19 protein-coding genes are annotated in these 23,233 nt (G+C 44.9%); 16 read left to right on the forward strand and 3 right to left on the reverse strand.

Features of this window, described 5'->3' with window-relative positions; all coding sequences use genetic code 11:
* Positions 1–171: 171 nt before the first annotated feature.
* From nuoE to JMW85_RS04165, 11 genes are all read left to right on the forward strand, one after another.
* Positions 172–681: an NADH-quinone oxidoreductase subunit NuoE gene (gene nuoE / locus JMW85_RS04115; RefSeq protein WP_109592522.1), complete on the forward strand. Its 510-nt coding sequence runs from the start codon at positions 172–174 to the stop codon at positions 679–681.
* Complete coding sequence (nuoF, locus tag JMW85_RS04120; RefSeq protein WP_201581021.1) at positions 678–2,102, forward strand: NADH-quinone oxidoreductase subunit NuoF; 1,425 nt, start codon at positions 678–680, stop codon at positions 2,100–2,102. Before nuoE ends, nuoF begins: the two co-directional genes overlap by 4 nt.
* 10 nt (positions 2,103–2,112) lie before the next feature.
* Complete coding sequence (gene nuoG / locus JMW85_RS04125) at positions 2,113–5,193, forward strand: NADH-quinone oxidoreductase subunit NuoG (protein ID WP_201581022.1); 3,081 nt, start codon at positions 2,113–2,115, stop codon at positions 5,191–5,193.
* Between the two features lie 52 nt (positions 5,194–5,245).
* Positions 5,246–6,238 (forward strand): NADH-quinone oxidoreductase subunit NuoH, encoded by a 993-nt coding sequence (nuoH, locus tag JMW85_RS04130; RefSeq protein ID WP_201581242.1) that lies wholly within the window; start codon positions 5,246–5,248, stop codon positions 6,236–6,238.
* 68 nt (positions 6,239–6,306) lie between these two features.
* Positions 6,307–6,855 carry an NADH-quinone oxidoreductase subunit NuoI gene (gene nuoI, locus JMW85_RS04135; protein ID WP_045444743.1) on the forward strand — a complete coding sequence of 183 codons (549 nt, stop codon included), beginning with the start codon at positions 6,307–6,309 and terminating at the stop codon, positions 6,853–6,855.
* Entirely contained in the window at positions 6,852–7,598 is a 747-nt protein-coding gene (nuoJ, locus tag JMW85_RS04140; protein ID WP_201581023.1) for an NADH-quinone oxidoreductase subunit J, read from the forward strand. Before nuoI ends, nuoJ begins: the two co-directional genes overlap by 4 nt.
* A 98-nt stretch (positions 7,599–7,696) precedes the next feature.
* Positions 7,697–8,005 (forward strand): NADH-quinone oxidoreductase subunit NuoK, encoded by a 309-nt coding sequence (gene nuoK / locus JMW85_RS04145; protein ID WP_045445153.1) that lies wholly within the window; start codon positions 7,697–7,699, stop codon positions 8,003–8,005.
* Positions 8,006–8,009: 4 nt separating this feature from the next.
* Complete coding sequence (nuoL, locus tag JMW85_RS04150) at positions 8,010–9,884, forward strand: NADH-quinone oxidoreductase subunit L (protein ID WP_201581024.1); 1,875 nt, start codon at positions 8,010–8,012, stop codon at positions 9,882–9,884.
* A 1-nt stretch (position 9,885) separates the two neighbouring features.
* Positions 9,886–11,511: an NADH-quinone oxidoreductase subunit M gene (gene nuoM / locus JMW85_RS04155; RefSeq protein WP_201581025.1), complete on the forward strand. Its 1,626-nt coding sequence runs from the start codon at positions 9,886–9,888 to the stop codon at positions 11,509–11,511.
* A 3-nt stretch (positions 11,512–11,514) separates the two neighbouring features.
* Positions 11,515–12,993 (forward strand): NADH-quinone oxidoreductase subunit NuoN, encoded by a 1,479-nt coding sequence (gene nuoN, locus JMW85_RS04160; RefSeq protein WP_201581026.1) that lies wholly within the window; start codon positions 11,515–11,517, stop codon positions 12,991–12,993.
* Positions 12,994–13,160: 167 nt separating this feature from the next.
* Positions 13,161–14,003 carry a ferredoxin--NADP reductase gene (locus tag JMW85_RS04165; protein WP_201581027.1) on the forward strand — a complete coding sequence of 281 codons (843 nt, stop codon included), beginning with the start codon at positions 13,161–13,163 and terminating at the stop codon, positions 14,001–14,003.
* Positions 14,004–14,144: 141 nt separating this feature from the next.
* Here JMW85_RS04165 and JMW85_RS04170 read toward each other — a convergent pair whose 3' ends face one another.
* Complete coding sequence (locus JMW85_RS04170; protein WP_201581028.1) at positions 14,145–14,924, reverse strand: hypothetical protein; 780 nt, start codon at positions 14,922–14,924, stop codon at positions 14,145–14,147.
* Between the two features lie 524 nt (positions 14,925–15,448).
* On the opposite strand from JMW85_RS04170, the gene JMW85_RS04175 reads away from it, so the two are divergent.
* Together JMW85_RS04175 and JMW85_RS04180 are read left to right on the forward strand one after the other, a co-directional pair.
* Positions 15,449–16,336 (forward strand): energy transducer TonB, encoded by an 888-nt coding sequence (locus JMW85_RS04175; protein WP_060490580.1) that lies wholly within the window; start codon positions 15,449–15,451, stop codon positions 16,334–16,336.
* Between the two features lie 108 nt (positions 16,337–16,444).
* On the forward strand, positions 16,445–17,320 hold the full coding sequence (locus tag JMW85_RS04180) for a mechanosensitive ion channel family protein (RefSeq protein WP_045451667.1): 876 nt from the start codon (positions 16,445–16,447) through the stop codon (positions 17,318–17,320).
* 16 nt (positions 17,321–17,336) lie between these two features.
* Here the strand turns inward: JMW85_RS04180 and ybeY are convergent, their stop codons facing one another.
* A complete protein-coding gene (gene ybeY / locus JMW85_RS04185) occupies positions 17,337–17,951 on the reverse strand; it encodes an rRNA maturation RNase YbeY (protein ID WP_201581029.1) in 615 nt (204 codons plus the stop codon).
* Between the two features lie 152 nt (positions 17,952–18,103).
* A complete protein-coding gene (locus JMW85_RS04190; protein ID WP_201581243.1) occupies positions 18,104–19,186 on the reverse strand; it encodes a PhoH family protein in 1,083 nt (360 codons plus the stop codon).
* 632 nt (positions 19,187–19,818) lie between these two features.
* On the opposite strand from JMW85_RS04190, the gene JMW85_RS04195 reads away from it, so the two are divergent.
* From JMW85_RS04195 to JMW85_RS04205, 3 genes are all read left to right on the forward strand, one after another.
* Positions 19,819–21,126, forward strand: a complete 1,308-nt coding sequence (locus JMW85_RS04195; protein WP_227681657.1) for an FAD-dependent monooxygenase — start codon at positions 19,819–19,821, stop codon at positions 21,124–21,126.
* A 73-nt stretch (positions 21,127–21,199) separates the two neighbouring features.
* The gene (locus JMW85_RS04200; RefSeq protein WP_201581030.1) at positions 21,200–22,468 is read left to right on the forward strand and encodes an FAD-dependent monooxygenase; all 1,269 of its coding nucleotides are present in this window, start codon (positions 21,200–21,202) and stop codon (positions 22,466–22,468) included.
* A gap of 39 nt (positions 22,469–22,507) precedes the next feature.
* Complete coding sequence (locus JMW85_RS04205) at positions 22,508–23,227, forward strand: OmpA family protein (RefSeq protein WP_201581031.1); 720 nt, start codon at positions 22,508–22,510, stop codon at positions 23,225–23,227.
* Positions 23,228–23,233: the final 6 nt, after the last annotated feature.

A 23,233-nucleotide genomic window follows, 5' to 3' on the forward strand; every position in this document is an offset into this window, starting at 1 on the left:
ACTTTAGTCTAATGCTTTGATCAGAAAATTATCGTTATTAAAGAAATATGTTTATCAATATATCATTGCCAAATGGCACACCAAAATGCTGATATCTTGCCATATAGCGACACTCGTAAGACTGTCGCTATTAGCTGATAAAGCGTGATGAGTGAGGACAGATAGAAGACTATGAAAATTGTTTCCGACAAAATGCCAAAAGTAGATGTGGCAAGCATCCTCACTAGCGAGGAAATTGCAGCCATTCATGAGTTTATGCATCATTATCCACAAGCACGTGCTGCTTCGCTCGATGCGCTAAAAATTGTGCAAAAGCGCAACGGTTGGGTCGATGACGCACAAGTGAATGCCATTGCCAATATTTTAGACATTCCGATGTCAGATATGGACGGGGTTGCTACTTTCTTTAACCGTATTTATCGTCAGCCTGTCGGTCGCCACGTCATCCTTATTTGTGATTCAGTGGCTTGCTTTTTGACAGGCTATGAGGCGTTATCGTCTGAAATCAGATCGCAGCTGGGTATTGAGTATGGTCAGACAACGGCTGATGGTCGTTTTACGCTATTGCCAATTTGCTGCTTAGGTAACTGTGACAAAGGCCCTGCTGTGTTGATTGACGAAGACACCTATGGTCCAGTCCAGCCTGAAGAAGTCACGCAATTATTGGAGCTATACGCATGAGATTAACGCTTTCAGAGCAGATTGCTCAACGTAGTCAAGGCAAAGCGCCAAGCCAGCTCAATGAGCAGCGCATTCCAATTTATGGTGATAAAGCCACCGCGACTAGTGAAACCAAGCCATTAACATGGCGTCTAGCACATCATGATGCCGTACTCGATCTGGCCACTTATGAGTCGTTAAAAGGCTTTGATGGCTTAAAGCAAGCTTTGGGTCAATCGCCTAAAGAAGTTGGCAATATGATTAAAGCTGCCAACGTCAGAGGTCGCGGCGGTGCAGGTTTTAATGCTGGCCTGAAGTGGACATTTATGTCACCGCCAGATGGCTTGCCACGTTACCTCATCTGTAATGCCGATGAGATGGAGCCGGGCACTTTTAAAGACCGTCTATTGATGGAGCGTCTACCGTTTCAGCTGATTGAAGGTATGTTGATTACGGCGCATGCAATTGGCGCAACGGACGGTTATATCTTTATCCGTGGTGAGTACATCTTAGCCGCTCAGCGTTTGGTCGCTGCCATCGAAGAATGCTTGGCCAATAATCTAATGGGCAAAAACATTCTAGGCTCAGACTTTAGCTTTAATCTGCACGTGCATACGGGCGCTGGACGCTATATCTGTGGTGAAGAAACGGCACTGATTAATTGCTTGGAAGGTCGCCGTGCTAATCCACGTACCAAACCACCTTTCCCGCAAATTTCTGGTGCATGGGGTCGTCCAACCGTCGTCAACAACGTTGAAACCTTGTGTAACATGCCAGCCATCCTAAACCATGGTGTTGAATGGTATCAGTCATTATCTAACATCAAAGGCAAGAGCCAGACACCGGGTACCAAACTGTTTGGCTGCTCAGGTTTAGTCAATGACCCAGGTCTGTGGGAGTTACCGTTTGGTTATACGGCACGCGAAATCATTGAAGATTTAGCGGGTGGTATGCAAGCAGGTAAAACACTGAAAGCTTGGCTACCGGGCGGTGCCTCTACTGACTTTTTAACCACTGAACATTTAGATGTGGTGGTGGATTTTGACACCATTCAAAAAGCAGGTAGCCGTATGGGTACTGGGCTAATTATGGTGGTGGATGAAGCACAAGATATGGTGCCACTCGTTCGTAATCTCGAGATTTTCTTCCAACGCGAATCCTGCGGTTGGTGTACGCCATGCCGTGACGGTCTGCCTTGGGGTGTCAAATTGCTTACCGCTATCAATGATGGTGAAGGGCAAGTCGGCGATGTCGAAAAACTAGAAGGCCTTACGCGTGACTTATGGATTGGTAAAACATTCTGTGCACATGCGCCGGGTGCGATGGAACCACTGATGAGTGCGATTAAATATTTCCGTCCAGAGTTTGATCAAAAAATCGCGCAGGCGGTTGGTGTCGATGTCATTGATGCGGCAGCCAATCAACAGCCAGAAGTGAAATAAGGAGAGCGGCATGGCAGTCATACATATTGATGGAACCACTGTCGAAGTAGATAGCGCAGATAACTTACTACAAGCCTGCTTATCACTCGGCATTGATGTGCCGTATTTTTGTTATCATCCAGCCCTTGGCTCAGTAGGCTCGTGCCGTCAGTGCGCGGTCAAGCAATTCCAAAACAAAGAAGATATGGAAGCAGGTCGTGGTCGTCTTGTGATGTCATGTATGGTCGCTCCGGGCGATGACATGTATATCTCTGTCACTGACGATGAAGCCAAAGCATTCCGCAAGTCGATGGTTGAGCTACTCATGACCAACCATCCACATGACTGTCCAACTTGCGAAGAGGGTGGACATTGTCATCTGCAAGATATGACATACATGTCAGGTCATAGCCGTCGTCGTTATCGCTTTACCAAACGCACGCATCATAACCAAGAGCTTGGCCCATTCATCGCGCATGAGATGAACCGCTGTATCGCTTGCTATCGCTGTGTCCGTTTTTATAAAGACTACGCAGGCGGCGAAGATTTGGGTGTTTACGGCTCAAACAATCGCGTCTACTTTGGTCGTGATAAAGATGGCCAGTTCGAAAGCGAATTCTCAGGTAACTTAACGGAAGTATGCCCAACGGGTGTCTTTACCGATAAAACGCATTCTGAGCGCTACAACCGTAAATGGGACATGCAGTATGCGCCAAGCATCTGTCATGGTTGCTCAGCAGGTTGTAATATCTCACCGGGTGAGCGTTATGGTGAATTGCGCCGTATCGAAAACCGCTATAACGGTGAAGTAAACCGCTATTTCTTATGTGACCGTGGTCGCTTTGGTTACGGCTATGTCAATCGTGACGATCGTCCAACCCAAGCGCTTGAGCGTATCAACGATAAGCATGTCAAAATCAATATTGACTATGCACTTGATGAAACCATCAAGCGTATCAAAGATAAAAAAGTCATTGGTATTGGCTCACCGCGCGCTAGTCTAGAGACTAACTTTGCGCTAAAAAACCTCGTTGGCTTTGATAAGTTTTCAACGGGTCTCAATCATCAGCAGCAAGCACTGGTCAATAAATGCATTGAAGTATTGAGTACTGATGGTATTTATAACCCAAGCATGACTGATATCGAAAGCTATGATGCGGTATTAGTATTGGGTGAAGATATCACGCAAACCTCATCGCGTGTCGCGTTGTCAGTACGCCAAGCGGCAAAAAACGAAGGCCTAAAAATGGCAGCGGCGCTACAAACGCAGCCGTGGCTTGCAGAGCCTGTTAAACGTATTGCTCAAGATGCGTTAAGCCCAGTTTATGTCGTCGATGTGGTGCAAACTAAGCTAGAAGACATCAGTAAAGTCAGTGTCGTAGCAACGCCTGAAGACATCACTAAACTTGGCTTTAAAGTGGCTGATGAAATTGCCAATTTCGCTGATGATTTAGCAGAAATCGCAGATCCACAAGCAGCTGAGCAAGATGTCAATATTGATACTAGTACTAATGCCAGTACTGAGACTGATGGTATGCAAGCATTAGCGAAGCAAATCGCTTATGACTTGATTCAAGCGGATAAGCCATTGGTTATCTCGGGTAGCAGCTTGTCTTCTACGGCTTTGATTGAAGCAGCGGCGCAGATCACTCAAGCATTGACGCAAAAACGTTCAGCCATTAAAGCGACTGAACAGCAGCAAGTGGACACGTATAATGCTCAAGTCCGTGATGAGCAAGCGCAAATAGAAGATAAAGAGCTATCTGCTAAACCAAACAAACCTGAAACTGGTGTTGATACAGAAACGCAAGACAATGTAGAACGCGCTCCTGCTAAAAAACTTGAGCTGAAAGAAGTAAACAATAAATATCAGGCACAAGCAGGTATTTACCTAACGGTTACCGATGCCAATAGTATGGGTGTTTGCATGCTTGGCGGTCAGTCAGTCGAAGAATTGTTAGCGACTGATTTCGATGTGGTCATCGTCGCTGAAAATCAGCTGACTGATGCCATTGATGCCAGTAAGTTGACGCAGCTATTAGCCGATAAGACTGTCATTGCCTTAGATCACCAGCTGCTTGATTGGCATAAAGATGTCGATATCGTATTGCCAGCAGCAAGCTTTGCTGAAGCGGACGGTACGTTGATATCGGCTGAAGGTCGTGCACAGCGCTTCTTCCAAGTTTACGACAACGAATACTACCATCCAATGAGCAGTATTAAAGAAGGCTGGCGCTGGTTACATGCCGTGCATAGCAGCATCGAAGGTCGTGATGTCGATTGGACGCAGCTAGATGACGTCATCAATGCATTAATTGCTACACATCCTAAGCTTGCGGGTATTAAAAATGCTGCTCCTGATGCCGATTACCGTATGACTGGTCTGAAGATTGCTCGTCAGCCGCGTCGCTATTCAGGTCGTACCGCTATGCGTGCACCGATATCTGTGCATGAGCCGATGCAGCCAAAAGATTTGGATACTGGCTTAACCTTCTCAATGGAAGGTTATAGTGGTAAAGAAACGCCAAGCTCGATGATTCCTTTTGCCAATGCGGCAGGTTGGAACTCACCACAAGCGTGGAACAAGTATCAAGACAAGGTCGGTGGTCATCTAAAAAATGGCGACCCAGGTGTGCGCATGTTCGATCAGCTAGCACGTTTAGAAACACGTCAATATGTTGCACCAGATGCTATGTCTGCGAAGACGACGGATATGCAGCAAGGACAAGCCAAACTGGTGCCTATCCATAATATCTATGCCAGCTCTATGATGGCGTCACGTAGCCCAGTGGTTGCGGAGCAACTGCCTGTTGCTGCATGGCGTATCGGGATGGATGATGCTAAGGACTGGAACATCGCTAATGGCGATTACTTAGCGATTGAAATCGATAAGCAACAAATCACCTTGCCAGTACAGATTGTCGGTTATTTAGCAGAAGGCTGTATCGGTTACCCAGTTGGGCAGGTGAGTATCATTCATCCATCAATGCCAGCGTCGGTTCGCAAAGTGGATGCACCAGTGACGATGATGGGTAGCATGGCTAACGATATGATGAACAATAACGATGCTGCGCAAATGAACACAGCACCGACCACCACACAGGAGGTGTAATATGCAAGTTACCCGTATTATCCCTGATGTGCCAAGCTTATTGGCTGATAGCATGAGCTTTGATGCTTGGTCCATTTTATTTATGGTCGGGCAATCACTGGTCATCTTCTTGGTCGTGGTTATGGTTGCCGCTATGATGATTGTCTATGAGCGCCGTATGCTAGCTTTATGGCAGGATCGTTACGGTCCAAACCGCGTCGGACCCTTTGGTTCGTTGCAGCTGGTTGCTGATATGCTCAAAATCTTCTTTAAAGAAGATTGGACGCCGAACTTTACCGATAAGTTCATGTTTACCTTGGCACCTGCGGTCGCGATGTTTACCGCATTGGCCTCATTTGCCATTATTCCTATCTCGCCAACGCTTGGTGTTGCTGACTGGGATATCGGTATTCTGTTCTTCTTTGCGATGGCAGGTATTGCCGTCTATGCAGTCATGTTCGGTGGCTGGGCATCAGCGAATAAATTCTCACTACTCGGCGGGCTACGTTCAGCAGCACAAACGATCAGTTATGAAGTCTTCTTGGGCTTATCGCTAATGGGTGTGGTCGCATTAACCGGCTCATTTAACCTACGCGAAATTGTTGAATCACAAATTGACGGCTGGTATATCATTCCGCAGTTTTTTGGCTTTTTGACCTTTGTCGTTGCTGGTGTTGCAGTCACCCATAGACATCCATTTGATCAACCAGAAGCAGAACAAGAGCTGGCTGAAGGCTATCATGTTGAATATTCTGGCATGAAGTTCGGTATGTTCTTTATTGGCGAATATGTCAACGTTGTACTGATTTCTGCCTTGATGACGTGCTTGTTCTTTGGTGGTTGGCTTGCGCCTTTTAACTTAGATATTCCATTTATTCCACCAGCTTTTTGGTTCATGATTAAAACGCTGTTCTTTATGACCATGTTTATTTTGGCTCGAGGCTCACTCATGCGTCCGCGTTATGATCAAGTGATGAACTTTGGCTGGAAAATTTGTCTGCCAGTAACGCTGATTAATCTGTTGGTTACTGCTGCGGTCATTTTGATCTTTTCCCCAACGTTGTAATCATCACTAGTAGCCATCACTAGCCATCATTGATGAACTAGGGTAAAGCTGATAAGGATAATAATCCCATGTTTACTACCATAAAAAAGACCGTCATTGGACTATTTACCATTGTCCGCAGCATGTGGATGGTCAATAGTCATGCGCTCAGACCGCGTGACACCATCCTTTATCCTGAGGTGCCGGTACCTGTGCCGCCGCGTTTTCGTGGACGTATTGTCCTAACGCGTGACCCTGATGGAGACGAGCGCTGTGTGGCTTGTAACTTGTGTGCGGTGGCATGCCCGGTAGGGTGTATCTCCTTACAAAAAGCGGAACGTGAAGACGGTCGTTGGTATCCAGAGTTTTTTCGAATTAACTTTTCGCGCTGTATTTTTTGTGGCTTGTGTGAAGAGGCGTGTCCAACGACAGCCATTCAAATGACGCCTGACTTTGAGTTGGGTGAATATAAGCGCCAAGACTTGGTCTATGAAAAAGAGCATTTGCTCATTTCAGGGCCGGGTAAATATCCTGATTATAACTATTATCGTGTGACGGGTATGGCGGTAGCGGACAAACCAAAAGGCGCAGCACAAAACGAAGCTGCACCGATTGATCTAAGGAGCTTGCTACCATGATGAATATTTTGAACCATCCTGAACTGGCTGGGTTTTATTCGCTTGCAGCAGTGGCCATATTTGCCAGTCTGCGCGTCGTGACTCAAGCCAATCCAGTGCATGCTATCTTATCGATGATTGTGTCATTACTGGCAATCGCTGGGATATTTTTTGTACTAGGCGCGCCATTTGCTGGTGCGTTAGAGATTGTCGTCTATGCTGGTGCTATTATGGTGCTGTTTGTTTTTGTCATCATGATGCTTAATTTAGGCATGAGCAATGATGAGCGTGAAGAGCGCTGGCTTGATGCGGGCACTTGGGCGCTACCGACAGGGTTAACGATTATTATCGCGGTTGTGCTGTATGCGATGATTGGTATGGGTCATGACGAAGCGGCAATGATTGGTGGCTCGACAATATCTGCCAAAGCAGTCGGTACGGTGCTATTTACTAAATATGTGATGTTGATAGAAGTGGCTGCATTGCTACTATTGGCAGCCTTGGTCGCCGCGTATCATTTGGGTAAAGAGTCTATCGCTGATGAGGTTACTGTTAATGCAAACCACAGTAATGATAATCAGGCATCTAATGCTAATGTCGCAAGTATCAAACACTACGATGATCACGGCATGCCTATAGATGCTGACGCGGCGAAAATGGCAGAATCTTACGAATATAAAGATGTTAACCCGCATGACTATGTAAGTATGAATGCAGGTACGCAGCTGGGTGTGAATAAAGTCACGCGCAAGGAGTCAGACTAATGGTACTAGCAGCGAGTGTGGCACAAGATGTGTCAAACGTGCCGTTTGCCCACGAGGTAGCGGGCTTAGTACAGCCAGTTGCTGAGGCGCAGAATGTACTGGGCATGATACCCATGAGCCATGGACTGATTTTGGCAGGTATCTTATTTGCCATTGGTCTGTGCGGCGTCATGGTACGACGTAATTTCCTATTTATGCTAATGAGCCTTGAGATCATGATGAATGCAACAGCATTAGCATTTGTGGTGGCAGGCAGTCGTTGGGTCGATCCAGATGGACAGATTATGTTTATCTTTATTTTGACCTTGGCAGCAGCAGAGGCCGCCATTGGTTTGGCAATATTATTGCGGTTTTATCATCAGCGTGGGCATCTCGATGTCGACAGCGCCAATGAGATGAAAGGATGATGTCATGAGTTTATTACCATTAACCTTTATATTCCCGCTCGTTGGCTTTTTGATTTTAGCCTTTATGCGCGACAAGCTAACAGAGCAGGTGGCAGCGATTGTCGGTGTCGGTAGTATGCTGTTATCAGCACTATGCACGTTAGTCGTTAGTTATACTTTTTTGACCAATAATCAAGCAGGAACGGTCATAGAGATTCCGCTTTGGACATGGTTCCAAGTCGGAGATTTTGCCCCAAGTTTCGGTCTGAGCTTTGATGGTTTGGCTCTAACAATGACTGGCGTCATTACAGGTATTGGCTTTTTAATCCATTTGTTTGCTGCTTGGTATATGAAAGGCGACACTGGATTTGCCCGTTTCTTTAGTTATATGAATTTGTTCGTCGCCAGCATGTTATTGCTAGTCTTGGCAGATAACTTGTTCTTGCTTTATCTTGGCTGGGAAGGCGTTGGTATCTGTTCGTACTTACTGATCGGTTTTTATTACCATGACCGCGCCAATGGTCTTGCAGCGATGAAAGCCTTTACGGTGACGCGCGTAGGTGATGTATTCTTAGCCTTCGGTCTGTTTTTATTATTCCGTGAATTTGGTACGCTTAATATTCAAGAAATTATTACTCGTGCACCAGAAGTGTTTGATATCAACAATCCAACGATGATGTTGACCACCATGATGTTGGTTGGCGGCGCGATGGGTAAATCAGCGCAGCTGCCATTACATACATGGCTTGCTGATGCGATGGCAGGTCCGACGCCAGTATCAGCGCTTATTCACGCGGCAACGATGGTCACGGCAGGTGTTTATTTAATCGCTCGTCTACATCCATTGTTTGAGCTGACGCCTGGTATTTTATTATATTGGGTCGGTGGCGTCGGTGCATTGACGTTGGTCGTTGCTGGATTCTGTGCACTGGCACAGACCGACATCAAGCGTATCTTGGCTTATTCAACCATGAGCCAAATTGGCTATATGTTCTTAGCACTCGGCGTTGGCGCGTGGCAAGGCGCAATCTTCCATTTGATGACCCATGCTTTCTTTAAAGCCCTGTTATTCTTATCATCAGGTGCCGTCATCCTTGCGGTACACCATGAGCAAAACATCTTTAAGATGGGCGGTCTACGTAAAAAGATACCGTTGGTCTTTTGGTGCTATATTGTTGGTGGCGGTGCATTGGCGGCAATACCTTGGGTTACCGTTGGCTTTTATTCTAAAGAAGCGATTCTTTGGGAGAGTTATGCCACCGGTCACATGGTTTTATTCTATATGGGTGTATTCGGTGCTTTCTTAACCGCACTTTATACTTTCCGTATGATTTGGATTATCTTCTTTGGTGAAGAAAAGACGCATGCACACAAATTATCTGGTGTGTCATATTGGCTGCCACTTAGTGTGTTGCTCGTATTATCAACGGCAGTGGGTGCATTTATCACTCCGCCATTACAAGGCGTCTTGCCAGAGAGTGTTGGGCATTTATTGGAAGTCGCTGGTCAAGCGCATGGTAAGCATACGGCTGAGTTTATCGCCATGGGTGCGATGCTGGCTGGTCTAATAATAGCGGCGCTATTATATGTGGTGGATAAAGGTCGCATGCTCACCCGCTTTAAGCGCTCACGTGTTGGTGGGGCGCTATATCACTGGTGTTATCATGGTCTAGGTTTTGATGCGCTATACGATGTAATTTTTGTAAAACCCTTTTTGTTCATCGGCCGCTTATTTAAAGCCGACCCTATCGATAAAGCGTGGCTCGTCTTGCCTAAGCTGGCATCTGCTGGTAATAAGGTATTGTCTGCGACGCAAACTGGGTCACTTCGAGGTTACGCTGCAAGCTTTGGCTTGGGCATGGCTGTATTACTAGTGCTGGTAATGATGACGGTGGTATAAGATGATTGAGTTACAACAAACGTGGATGCTACCAGCATTAATTGCAATTCCCTTTATTGCTGGGTTGTTATGTTGGTTGGTCGAGCGCTTTAATAAACGTCTGCCGCGATGGATTGCTCTAATCGGTATGACGTTGACCTTTGTATTGTCGCTAGTGCTGTGGCAATACGGTGACTTTAGTGGCATGAGTAAACAAGTCATTGCGCCAGACGCTGCTGTGCCTTGGGTCGCTGAATTTAGTGTGCCATGGATACCGAGCTTTGGTATTAGCTTCCATTTAGCGATGGATGGCTTGTCACTGATGATGGTGGCGTTAACAGGGTTGCTTGGTATTGCTGCAGTGGCTTGTTCGTGGAATGAGATTCAGCGTCGAGTCGGCTTTTTCCATCTCAACCTTTTGTGGAGCTTGGGCGGCGTCATTGGGGTGTTCTTAGCCATTGATCTGTTCCTATTCTTCTTCTTTTGGGAGATGATGCTGGTTCCTATCTACTTCTTGATCGCGATTTGGGGTCATGATGTGGTTGGCAAAACCAAGGAATATGCAGCGACTAAGTTCTTTATTTATACCCAAGCTTCTGGGCTTATTATGCTGGTCGGCATTTTGATATTGGTCATTATCAGCTACGCCCAAAAAGGGGTGGTGAGCTTTAATTATAATGATTTGCTCGGTACGTCACTTGGCGGCTGGGAATATCCGATCATGCTGTGCTTCTTTATTGGCTTTGCTGTTAAGCTGCCTATTATTCCGTTCCACGGTTGGTTGCCAGATGCGCATGCACAAGCACCAACGGCAGGTTCGGTGGATTTGGCAGGGGTTTTGATTAAAACCGCCGCTTATGGTTTGATTCGTTTCGTCTTGCCATTATTTCCAGCAGCATCACAAGATTTTGCGCCGATTGCGATGACCTTGGGTACGATTGGTATCTTCTATGGTGCATGGCTCGCCTTTATGCAGACCGATATGAAGCGTCTACTGGCTTATACCAGTATCTCGCACATGGGCTTTGTGGTATTAGCAATTTATGCTGGAACCTTACTCAGCTTACAAGGTCTGATGATTCAGATGCTGGCACATGGCTTAAGCTCAGCAGCGCTATTCATCATGGCAGGGCAGTTATATGAGCGTCTACATACGCGCGATCTAACCTTGATGGGTGGTATGTGGGGTCAGTTCCGTTACTACGCACCGATACTGATGTTCTTCTGTGCCGCGTTGCTCGGTATTCCGGGGACAGGTAACTTCATCGGCGAGTTCATGATTTTATTTGGTGCCTTTGCTCAGTATCCAGTATTTGTGGTCTTTGCAACATTCAGTCTGGTACTAGCAGGGCTATACTCGCTTATTTTGATTCACCGTGCATTATTTGGCAAAAACAACATCGAAGCAGTCGCCATGCAAGAAACCAAAGCACATGGTTTGCCTACGCGTCCATTAAAAGATTTGGGCAAGCGTGAGTTGTCATTGTTATTAATGCTCGCTGCAGGTTTGGTCTGGCTTGGTCTATATCCACAGCCGTTCCTTGATACGTCAAATCATGCGATGCAGTGGATCAATAACGCTTATATATACAGTCAAGTCACACAAGTAGATGCGTCGCAACTGCTTGATGCAATGGAGGCACGTTAAGTCATGAATGATATTACGATGAATGATTTGATGGGGTTATTGCCTTATGCGCCAATCATTGCCGTCGTTATTACGGTATTGGTGGTCATGATTGCCATCGCAATTAAACGCTCACATATGGTGACTGGTACGATAACGGTCGTCGGCTTAAATATTGGTCTATTCACCCTCATTGGGCAAATGACAGGTATGGTGAATAGCGGTAATCTCATGCCAAATGCTGAGCAGTTATTCGTGATCGATAACTTTGCTCAGTTTAATATGGTGATTATTTTTATCTGTGCATTGGCTTGCTGTACGTTATCTTATGCGTATCTCGCCAATCTCAAGGATAATAAAGAAGAGCTATATTTGCTCATGTTGCTATCGACGATTGGTGCTTTACTGATGGTCAGTGCTCAGCATTTAGCGTCATTCTTTATGAGCTTAGAGATGCTGTCTATACCGCTATACGGTATGCTGTCATATACCTATATGCGCAACCGCTCGCTAGAGTCAGGGCTGAAATACTTGGTGCTGTCAGCGACGGCATCGGCGACATTGCTCATGGGTATGGCATTTATCTATGCCGAAGTAGGCTCGCTCGCCTTTAAGCCAATCAGTATGGTATTAGGTGATGTTTTTGAGTCGCCACTACTGATACTTGGTGCGGCGATGATGATGTTTGGTATCGCCTTCAAACTCTCTGCTGCGCCGTTTCATATGTGGACACCAGATGTTTACGAAGGCGCTCCAGCACCAATCGCTACCTTTTTAGCATCGGTATCAAAAGTAGCTATGATGGGCTTGGCGGTTCGTTTCTTAATCGATACGTCTTTATTGGCCTTACCATCGGTGCAAATGCTGTTAATGGTCATGGCAACTTTATCTATCTTAGTCGGTAACTTATTAGCAGTACGTCAAACCAGCCTCAAACGCCTATTGGGTTATTCATCCATTGCCCATATGGGTTACGTGTTGATTGTCATCGTCAGTATCGGCGCGGCAGCGGATAGTATCTCTAGTATGTATATGGCTGTTTATGCATTAACCTCTATCGGTGCCTTTGGTGTTGTGACCTTGATGTCGAGCCCTTATCGCTTATCTGGTGAGGCTGATGAATTGACCCATTATCAAGGGCTATTCTGGCGTCGTCCCGTATTGACTGCGGTTATGACTATTATGATGTTGTCATTGGCTGGTATTCCGTTGACGGCAGGCTTTATTACCAAGCTATTTGCGATATTGGCAGCGGTACAAGGAACCAACTGGTTCTTGGCAGCGATGATTATCTTGGGTAGTGCGATAGGCTTATTCTATTATTTACGTGTGATGCTCACCCTCTTTAAACGTCCGAAACAGTTCATTGAGTTTGACGTTTCTAGCCAATGGGCGATGCGTACTGGCGGGATTATGGTTATTGCGGTGACCGCGATGATTATCTTCTTTGGTATCTTGCCAAACAGCATGATTGAATGGGCAAGTCTGGCACGTATTTGGTAAATAGAAAAAGGGTAAGTAGGGGTATGCTGATACCGCTGCTTATCTGTTATTACGGTCAGAAACCCAAGATGCGCCAGCTTTGTGATAAGCTTGGCGCATCTTTTATTTTGTGTCGTTCAAAGTCTTGATAAAAATAATGATTACTAAAAAGTGAGTCGATAATTCTTATGAGTGATAATATTCAGACAGTAACCGTGCTTAGTAAGACCACGTGGACGCCAAACCTATTTAGCTTCACTGTCAGCCGTCCTGATAGCTTTAAGTTTACTGCGGGTCAATTTGTGCGTTTGGGCGTCAATCCCAGTCAATTAAAATATTATAAACAGCAGCGTGCAGCAGGTAATGCCGCCGCTAATGAAGAACAGAATGAAAAACTAAACGAAGACATCTTTCGGGCTTATTCCATCGTTTCTTCGCCGTTTGATGAGGTGTTAGAGTTCTTCTCTATCGTAATTCCTGATGGCGCATTTACGTCGCAGTTGCAGCATTTAGAAGTGGGTGATGAGCTGCTGCTTAATACTATACCATTTGGCTTTTTAACCTTAGCGCGTTATCAAAAGCCCATGCCAAAGGATTTGTGGCTGCTCGCAACAGGCACTGGTCTCGCACCATTTTTATCGATGCTACAAGATTTAAAAACATGGGAAGACTACGAGCATATCGTATTGGCTTATAGCGCACGCTCGACACAAGAGCTGGCTTACGTGGATAAGATTACAAGCCTGCAAGAAGATTTTGGCTCGCTGGTTGAAAATCCTGCAAAACTAATCTTTATTCCCATCGTTACCCGTGAACCTGTCGAAGGCGCCCTGACAGAGCGTCTGCCCAAGCTGCTGCTAGATGGTACGCTGCAAGAGCGAGCGGGCATCGCCTTAGATATTGATAGCACGCACGTCATGTTATGTGGCAATCCAGACATGGTGGAAGATACCAAAGAAGCGCTCAAGACTTTAGGTTTGGTGATGAATCGTCGCGGCGAGGGCAATATTGCGGTAGAAAATTACTGGTAGTTGCATGATTGATGACGGCACGCTTTAGAAGCCATTGAAAATTTGCTTGATAAAAAAGCGCTGACCCTAAAAGACAATAATAGTCTCTAAGTGTCAGCGCTTTTTTGCTAAGTAAAAAACGTCATTTGTATACTGAGGGGTTTATACCTGACTCGGTTCGGTAGCATCATCTATGGGGTTAATAGGGCCTTGCATCAGCTCAGGCTCATCATCATCGCCGATAATATCTTCGTTACTGCTGGCAGCCAATAAATCACGATAATTGATTTGAGTTTTTAAAATCATTTGCTCTTCTTCAAGTTCGCCATAGTTGACTTGAACTTTATGCAAAGTGCTCATGATTTTTTTGTTCTTTTTTAACCAACGATTGATATCAAGGTAGATAACCTCGTCTTTTGCACGGGCGATATTGATATAAGAGAGAATAAAGCCTAATGGGTCTTTTTTCAGAATAGTGTGATAAAACCAAATAAACAGTTTGATACCTTGGCGCTTACTAAACGACTCACAACGTAGATTTAGCACATCAGTATAAGTCTGTTGACCAAAGACAAATCGCTGGACGTTACGATCGAGCTGTACATGAATCAAACTAAAATTACTCGCCACCTCTGCATAAATGCCACCAGCATCGACCGTACAGTATAAGCGGAACCAGTCATCATGCATCTCAACACGTAACTCTAAGATGGCTTTTACATTATCAGTGACGAACTTCTGCAGCGCATCATTGACATAAATCTGTGCCACTGGCAGCGACAACTCATCTTCGAATTTATCAGTCGTTCTATGGTATATCTGTTTGATTGATTGGGTAAGGCGCTCCCAACCATCGCTAAATGATTCGTCGAAACGATAGCCCATATTTTCAAAGAATTCATCAAAATTGTCTGAATTATCCCTGTTATCAAAATCACTCAAACTTATTATCCTTATAATTATAGGGGAGGTAGCTGACTCAATGGCATAAAGAGCGACTGATTAAAAAATGACAGACTGTTCTGTAATGAAAGCTGGCGAGTGATCATTACATGCGTTTTTGCTTAATCAGCAATAATCAGCTCTGTCTATTTACGCCTATTTAACCCGCCCTAATGACACAAAAATTATAAAACAGTATATAACAAATATGATGGCTTCAAAATGGACACATGGGTTTTGTCGCAAATCATTTAATTGGCAATGCTTATATGTTCAAAATACGGTCTAGCGATGACATAGCCGCATTGGTTTTATATCATTTTTGCTGGTTCCGCTCGTCAATAAATTGACCAAAGGAGATAAATAATGTGTGAGTGGATTAAAATGAGTCGGCAACGGTTGTGCTAGCGACAGAATTCTATGTCATGTTATGATAGCGCCAGCATAAATCCTGCCCATTATCATAACGCTTATTACTTGCTGTCTTGTATTTATAAGCTCATATTCATAAGCTGAGACCCATTGTGGCCTATATCAAAGATTCACAAAGCTATCATTTTTCCGCGCAAGCACCTAAGCGGGATGTTAGTTTACCAGTGGCCATCGTTATCGCTGTGGCCGTACACGCCATTATTATTTTTGGTATTGGCTTTTCGATGGGCAAAGATCCTGCAGCAATGATGCAAGATGTGGCAAAAGCGCTAACTGACAATATGCAGCCAAATGAAGACGCTCACTTTATTGCTAATGCTTCCCAAGAAGGTGGCGGTACAGTGGAGGAGCAATTAAGACAAGAGAACGACCAAATCAGCCCATTGTCTGCTGAGCAAATAAGTGAGACGCAAGATGTGATTAGCCTGCAGCGTCAAGTCCGCCAGCAGCATTACCAAGAAAGCTATCTGCGTACCACCTTAAGCTGGCGTCAAGCGAGCGTGGAGTCTGATAATGATAGTAAGCAAGCACAAGATGATATGATGGCGCAAGAAGAGCGTCTGCGTAAACAAATTGCTACTTTAGAGACACAGCTGTCTCAACGTCAGCAAGTTTATGCAACCAAATCAAAAGTCGTGACGGTCGATAGCAACTCGACGACGCGTGGTGCCGCGGCTGATTATATTAACACCTTCCGTGAGCATGTCGAACGCATTGGGAATTTGCATTATCCAATGCAGGCACGGGCACAAGGTATCACGGGCGAAGTGCGCCTTATGGTCATCATTAGTAGTGATGGTAATATTAAAGCCATACGTCTGCTTGAAAGCTCCAACTCCACATTACTAGATGAAGCAGCAAAGCAATCGGTACGCCAAGCAGCGCCCTTTGGTAAATTCACTAAAGACATGGAAGATATTGTTGAGCTGCGTTTGATACGTACCTATCGTTACAGCGACAAAGTGGATGTTACTTATTAGGGCGTGTTGAATATATAGATGATGAGCGTTAGCTACGCTGCAAACAGATAAGATACCAATATTTATAACAAACGAATACCACACACCGCTATAAAATAAAGAGTCAGTATGGAATTTTTAGGTTTTACAATAGATGTTGCCAACTTAACCAGTAACGCATTAAGCTTGGTCATTAAAGTTGCGTTAGCGATATTAATATTCGTCGTAGGTCGCTGGCTTGCCAAAAAGGCAGTCACCGTTGCTCACAAAATGATGTTGCGTAGTCGCTTAGATGACACCGTTGCGAACTTTTTAGGTCGTCTAATCTATGGAGTGTTACTGGTCGTGGTTGCATTAGCTGCCTTGAGCAAGGTTGGCGTACAGACCACCTCAGTCGTCGCTATATTGGGCGGTGCTGCAGTAGCCATTGGTCTGTCACTAAAAGATCAGTTGTCTAATTTTGCCGCTGGCATCATGATTGTGACCTTTCGTCCCTTTGTGCGCGGTGATTATGTGCAAATCAGCAGCTACACAGGGACCGTAACAGAAATTACTTTGGTCAATACCCACCTAACGACGATAAACAATCACGATATCATTATCCCAAATAGTGATATTACGACTTCAGCCGTGACGAACTATACCGCGCTACCCAACCGCCGTGTCGATATCACGGTCGGTATTGGCTATGATGCCGATATCAAAACTGCCAAAAACGTGATGCTGAATTTGGCAAAAAATAATCCGTTGGCCTTTACTGACCCTGAACCTATCGTACGCGTCACCAATTTGGGTGATAACTCAGTAGACTTGACGCTGAATATTTGGACAACCAATGCTGACTGGTGGACCATGCAGTGTGATTTGCTGGAGCAATTCAAATACGCCTTGGATGATGAAAAAATCGACATTCCATTCCCGCAGCGTAATGTCCATGTCAAAGGATTGGATCAGATGATTAATCAGATGAGTCAAGCACAAAAGCTACCGATGACCAAAGACTAGTCGCTAAAAATTCGAACTAAGTATAAGGGTTTGGAAGGCTGAGACCTGCTAAAATCTCAATTTCAAACCGTTCCATCTCATCTTGCTCGGCTTGTCCAAGCTCATGATCAAAACCCAATAAGTGCAGCACACCATGTATCAGTAAATGGCTAATGTGCTGTGCGGTTGTCTTTTCTTGTTCTGCGGCTTCACGTACTATGACACCATGACAGATGACCAGCTCACCGAGGGGTAGCGTTGGCATCAGCTCAATAATTGCGGCTGGCAGATCATTTGGATAAGATAAAATATTGGTCGCATAATCCTTACCGCGTGCTTCCAAATTTAATGCCTGACCCTCAATTTCATCGGTAATGTATATGTCTAATACTTTAGATTTTTCTTGCCATAACTCAGGGTCGATATCTAAAAAATAGGGTAGCGTTAGACCTTCTTTAATGCGCCCATCGATATAATCCAACGCTGCCATCATCACAGACTGTAAGTGCTTACGATCATAAAAAGTGTCTAGTATGTCATCATCAATACTATTGGTGGCACTGATATCCAGTGCTGCCAAACTGGTATCATCGCCAGCACGCTCATTTGTATCATGGTTGTCAAAGCTGTTGTTACCCTTCTCTTGGCTCATGCCATTATCCTTTTACTTTATTGTAAGATGGTGTGCTTTATCATCTGATAGAACTTATGACTAAATCTAAAAAGCTCTCGTCGTAAAAAGCCGGATTACTGACAGTAATCCGGCTTTGCATTTTTATAACATTAAGTAGCAGGCTAGACCGTTTATAGCTTGGCTGCAGCATTAGCAATAACTTGTTTACGCTCTTGCTCTTTTCTGCGCTCAAACTTACGCTTTTCTTCTAACGCTACTTGTTCTTCATCATAAACATCGTAGGCTTCTACAATTTTCTGTACCAATTGATGACGTACCACATCTTTTGAATCAAACTTGGTGATATGAATTTCTTCAATACCACTTAAGATTTCCATTGCTTGCGCTAAGCCTGACTTATGACCACGTGGCAAATCGACCTGTGTAATATCACCTGTAATTACTGCTCGTGAACCGAAACCCAAACGGGTCAAAAACATTTTCATCTGTTCAGGCGTGGTGTTTTGCGCTTCATCTAAGATGACAAACGAGTTGTTTAACGTACGACCGCGCATATAGGCAAGGGGTGCGATTTCGATGACTTGTTTTTCAATCAGCTTGCCCACTTTTTCAACGCCGATCATCTCATATAGCGCATCATATAATGGACGCAAGTAGGGATCGATTTTTTGCGTCAAGTCACCTGGCAGAAAGCCCAGTTTTTCACCAGCTTCTACCGCCGGACGCACCAATAAAATACGCTCGATTTCGTTACGCTCAAGCATATCGACCGCGCAAGCCACGGCTAAATAGGTTTTACCTGTACCGGCAGGACCAATACCAAATGACACATCAGACGATAAAATATCTTTAACATAGCGCTGCTGATTGCCACCGCGCGGTACAATTTTACCATTCCGAGTACGCAGGCTAGTAGGCGTAAAGTCGCTGGCTGGGCTTAAGTTATCTTCGTCATCTGCCAATTGCTCATCGCCTTCTATATCCTCATCGCGTGCGATGCTGGATTGGATAATAAGATGTAGCTCCGCTGCACTAATGTCCTTGGTATTCTGTGCCTCATCTACCAGTTTATAAATAATACGTTCACCGCGCTCGACATTCGATATGTCGCCACTCAAACAGAAGTCACCTTGACGCTGCATGATTTTGATATCGAGGCGTTGTTGGATATATTTCATGTGGTTGTTGTATTCACCAAGCACGGTTTTGAGCTGTGCGGGTGTCAATGATTCAAACTTTATACGGCGGCTCATGGAATCAGTCAAGCGATTATCCTTTTATTATGTACCCCAATGCTATGATTTGGTTTTGATGGCATTGCGGGTTTAAGAGATAAAATGGTCGGTCGTTATGGTCTTGGCTTTACGTTATAGAGATAGAAATGACGTAGAATTATTATTCGTTTTAGGAGTGGTGATAAGTAACGGTCTTGCCTTTATTATGGTCGATAGATTTTAAATTTCAAGCCATACGTCGAACAGATGCCACTGTTTTTGTACGACGATTGCAACCGCTTTTCGACTTTGATATTTTTATGTCCATTTTTGAGCGGGTTATGACATTACAAATAACATTTAGAGCGTGACGAAATCAAGCGTTTCAGGTATACGTTTTGGCTACTGTTAAGGCGACAGAGTTGGAGGCGATTTGTGGTAATCTATGGGTGATGTCATAGTGCTTTATCGCTGAGTTTAAAATATGAATAAAATGATGAAGGCTGATGAAAGCTGACGAAGGTTAGGACCTATTACGCATTCGACTAAGGCTATGCCGATGTGTGAATGTTAAATATTCCCTAAAAAATTAAAAGAATTCTAGCGATCATTCATCGCTTATAGTGCGTGCGCCCAACAGCGTAAAATAGACATGAAAATTAGGAATGATAATGCAGAATACTGATGTAAATTTATCGAATGCTAAAAAAAAGTGTGAACATAAACAGGCAGCTACTGAGCAGCAAGTCCTCATCGCTGGCGGTGGTCATGTGGGATTGTCATTTGCACTGTTACTAGCGCATCATGGTATTGCTAGCACGTTATTAGAAAAAAACAGTTATCCAACCATCAGTCCAAATGATGACAGCAATCGCAGCCATTATTTAGATAGCCGCAATACAGCACTGTCACGTCGTACGGTACAGATCTATCAAGAGATTGGGTTATGGGATGAGTTGCAAAGTCATGCTTGTCGTATCGATGCGGTGCAAATTAGTGAGCAAGGCAGCTTTGGGCGTGCACAATTAAACAAAGCTGAAGAGCGGGTCGAGTCATTTGGACAAGTGATGGAAAATGCGTGGCTCGGACGTAAGCTTTTATTAGCTGCGCAGCAAGAGCCATTAATCACTTTGATCGATAATGCCAGTGTCAGCGCCGTGACCCAACAAGCGGATGGGGTGACGCTCAGCTTTAACTATTATGGTGAAGAAGAACATGAGCAGCAATTGCAGGCCAGTGTTTTAGTCGCTTGTGATGGTCGCGATTCGACGGTACGCCAATTATTAAATATTGGCACGACAACTTATGATTATCAGCAAACCGCTATCGTCGGTGTGGTAGAAACGGACAAGCCACACGAACATGTAGCGATTGAGCGTTTTAGTCCAGCAGGGCCATTGGCGGTGTTGCCACTGACCGATCCAGACGGCGATGGCAATGATGACTATCAGACAGGCTATAGACGCTCGGTAGTTTGGGTCTGCCCAAAAGGGGAAGAAAATAAATACTTAGCAGACGATGCGCATTTCTTAGCGACCTTGCAGCAAGCCTTTGGTGAGCGTGCGGGCACGTTTGTCGCTGCTGGTCGCCGCGGCGCTTATCCACTGACACGCGTGCTGGCAGATAAGCAAGTAGAGGGTCGCTGTGTCATCATGGGCAATGCTGCTCATACCTTGCATCCTGTCGCTGGTCAAGGTTTTAACCTTTGTATGCGCGATGCCCATGTGCTGGCACAAATGATGAGCGCGCAAGTACTAAAGGGCGAAGACATCGGCGATACGCAACTGTTAAAACGCTATGAGAAAGCACGGCTAAGCGATCAAAAACGCGTCATTCGCTTCTGTGATGCCGTGGTACATGGTTTTACCCATTCTAACCCAGCCATCAAGTTGGCAAGGAATGTGGCCTTGGTTGCCTTTGATAAACTGCCAAATATTAAGCCACTAGTCGCTAACTACGCGATGGGGTTAAAGTCCTAGTTTGCCATATCACGGTATATTAATGGTCTAGACCAATGTTCTATACGATTGCACTTAACTGTAGGAATAACTTATGAAAAATAATCATACGCTGATTATCGGTAGCGGTATTGTTGGGGCAACGCTTGCTTTAAAGTTGGCGCAAGCAAAAATGCCTGTGACGTTAATTGATGCCCGTCCTGCACGTGATGACTCAGAATGGCAACAGGTGCTTGGCAAGCGGGATGCGCGCGTTTACGCCTTGAGTCTTGCCAGTATTAACTTACTTAAAGACGTGGGCGTATGGCAAAAGATAGCAGCATCAGAGCGCAAAGCGGACTACTCGCAAATGCAGGTGTGGCAACTAAACGGCATGGGTGAGCTATTATTTGGCGATAGCGGCGATAATCATCCTAAAAGTCATTTACCGCAAATGCTCGGTAGCATGGTCGAGCCTGCTGTCATTGAACATGCGTTATGGCAACGCCTGTATGAAGATGATGTCAGTAATTATCTAACCATTATCGCGGGGCAAAAAGTCACAAACATGGATTGGTTAGGTGCAGAGCAAGGCTACCGTGTGACTTTAGATGATCATACTGCTATCGATGCGACGCTGCTGGTTGGTGCTGATGGTCGTGGCTCATTTGTGCGCCAGCAAGCAGCCATTGGAGTGGATACACTTGATTATAATCAAACCGCTATTTGCTGTGCGATTCACACCGAAAAACCGCATCAAGCAACTGCCCGTCAGGCGATGCTGCCCACAGGTACGCTGGCGTTATTGCCACTTGCTGATATTACTGATGCAGATAAAGCCAACCCACAACATTGGCAGTCGATCGTGTGGACATTGCCGCGTAATCAAGCATTGGCGTTGATAGAGGAGGACGCGCGCATCATTGCTGATAAATTGGCGGCTGCCAGTAACTATGAGCTAGGTGCTATCACTCAGATTGAGTCAATCGCTAGCTTTCCACTGACCGCGCAACAAGCGAAAAGCTACGTCGCGGACAACCTAGTCTTGATCGGTGATGCAGCGCATGGCGTCCATCCGCTGGCGGGTCAAGGGTTGAATTTAGGCATGCTCGATGTACAGGCTTTAAGCGAGCAATTGGCACATGATTTTGAACGTAGTGGTGGAACCAGTTGGGGCAGCAATCAAACGTTGCGTAGCTACGAGCGTTTGCGTCGTCCGCATAACAGTCTAATGATGCACAGCTTCTCGGCGCTTAACTGGCTATTTGCAGGGTCACTTGCACAGATGCGTCCTATTCAACAAATTCGTAATGAAGGTATGTATCGCGTTGGCAAAATCAAGCCATTGATGCGTTTGTTTGCTAAACAGGCGAGTGGGGTTTAGAGGTTTGAATGAAGTTATTAACTAAACTAAGGATGGCGTATGAAGACTCAGTCATGGATGGCGATAGCTGTCGTAATAGCTAGTTTTATTTTAGCCTCCTGCCAATCTACACCTAAAAATAATACAATAGATAAAAAGGCAGACAACACACCTAAAGTATTGATAGAACCACTTGCAGATACAGACAATGACGGCGTGCCCGATGAAATTGATAACTGTCCTAACACTGCTGAAGGGGTCAAGGTTGATCCCTATGGTTGTCCAGTGGCGGTCAATTTGATTGGGTCACTAGTAATGGATATTCGAGTCTATTTCACCTCAGATAGCCTTACCCTAACCAACGAAGCTTATTTAACTGAAGTACAAAAGGTCGCTGAAAAAACGCGTAACAACCTTAATTTAATTACCATTTTATCAGGCCATATCTCCAAAGCTGAAGCTGAAAACCGTCAATCCACTAACGCCACGCCTAATAATAGGCGCTTAGCGAGTAATCGCGTGAAATTAGTCAAAGATTATTTAGTAGAGCAAGGGATTGTTGCTGATAAAATTTTAGCGTTTGATTGCAGGGATAAAATTCAGCTTGGTGTTAATAATGAAGGTGCTAATATTGAAACTGAAAAGCATGCTGCTGAAATGTCATTGTTGAATCAAAGAGTTTTTGGGGCGGTAATAGAAGCTGATAAAGCATATTCTAGGAATTACCCTGATGAGCAGCATTCTTTGAAGCATTATAAAGAAGTCTGTCAGCAGCTTTAGAAGAAA

The organism is Psychrobacter glacincola (genome assembly GCF_904846075.1).
Taxonomy (GTDB): Bacteria; Pseudomonadota; Gammaproteobacteria; order Pseudomonadales; family Moraxellaceae; genus Psychrobacter; species Psychrobacter glacincola_C.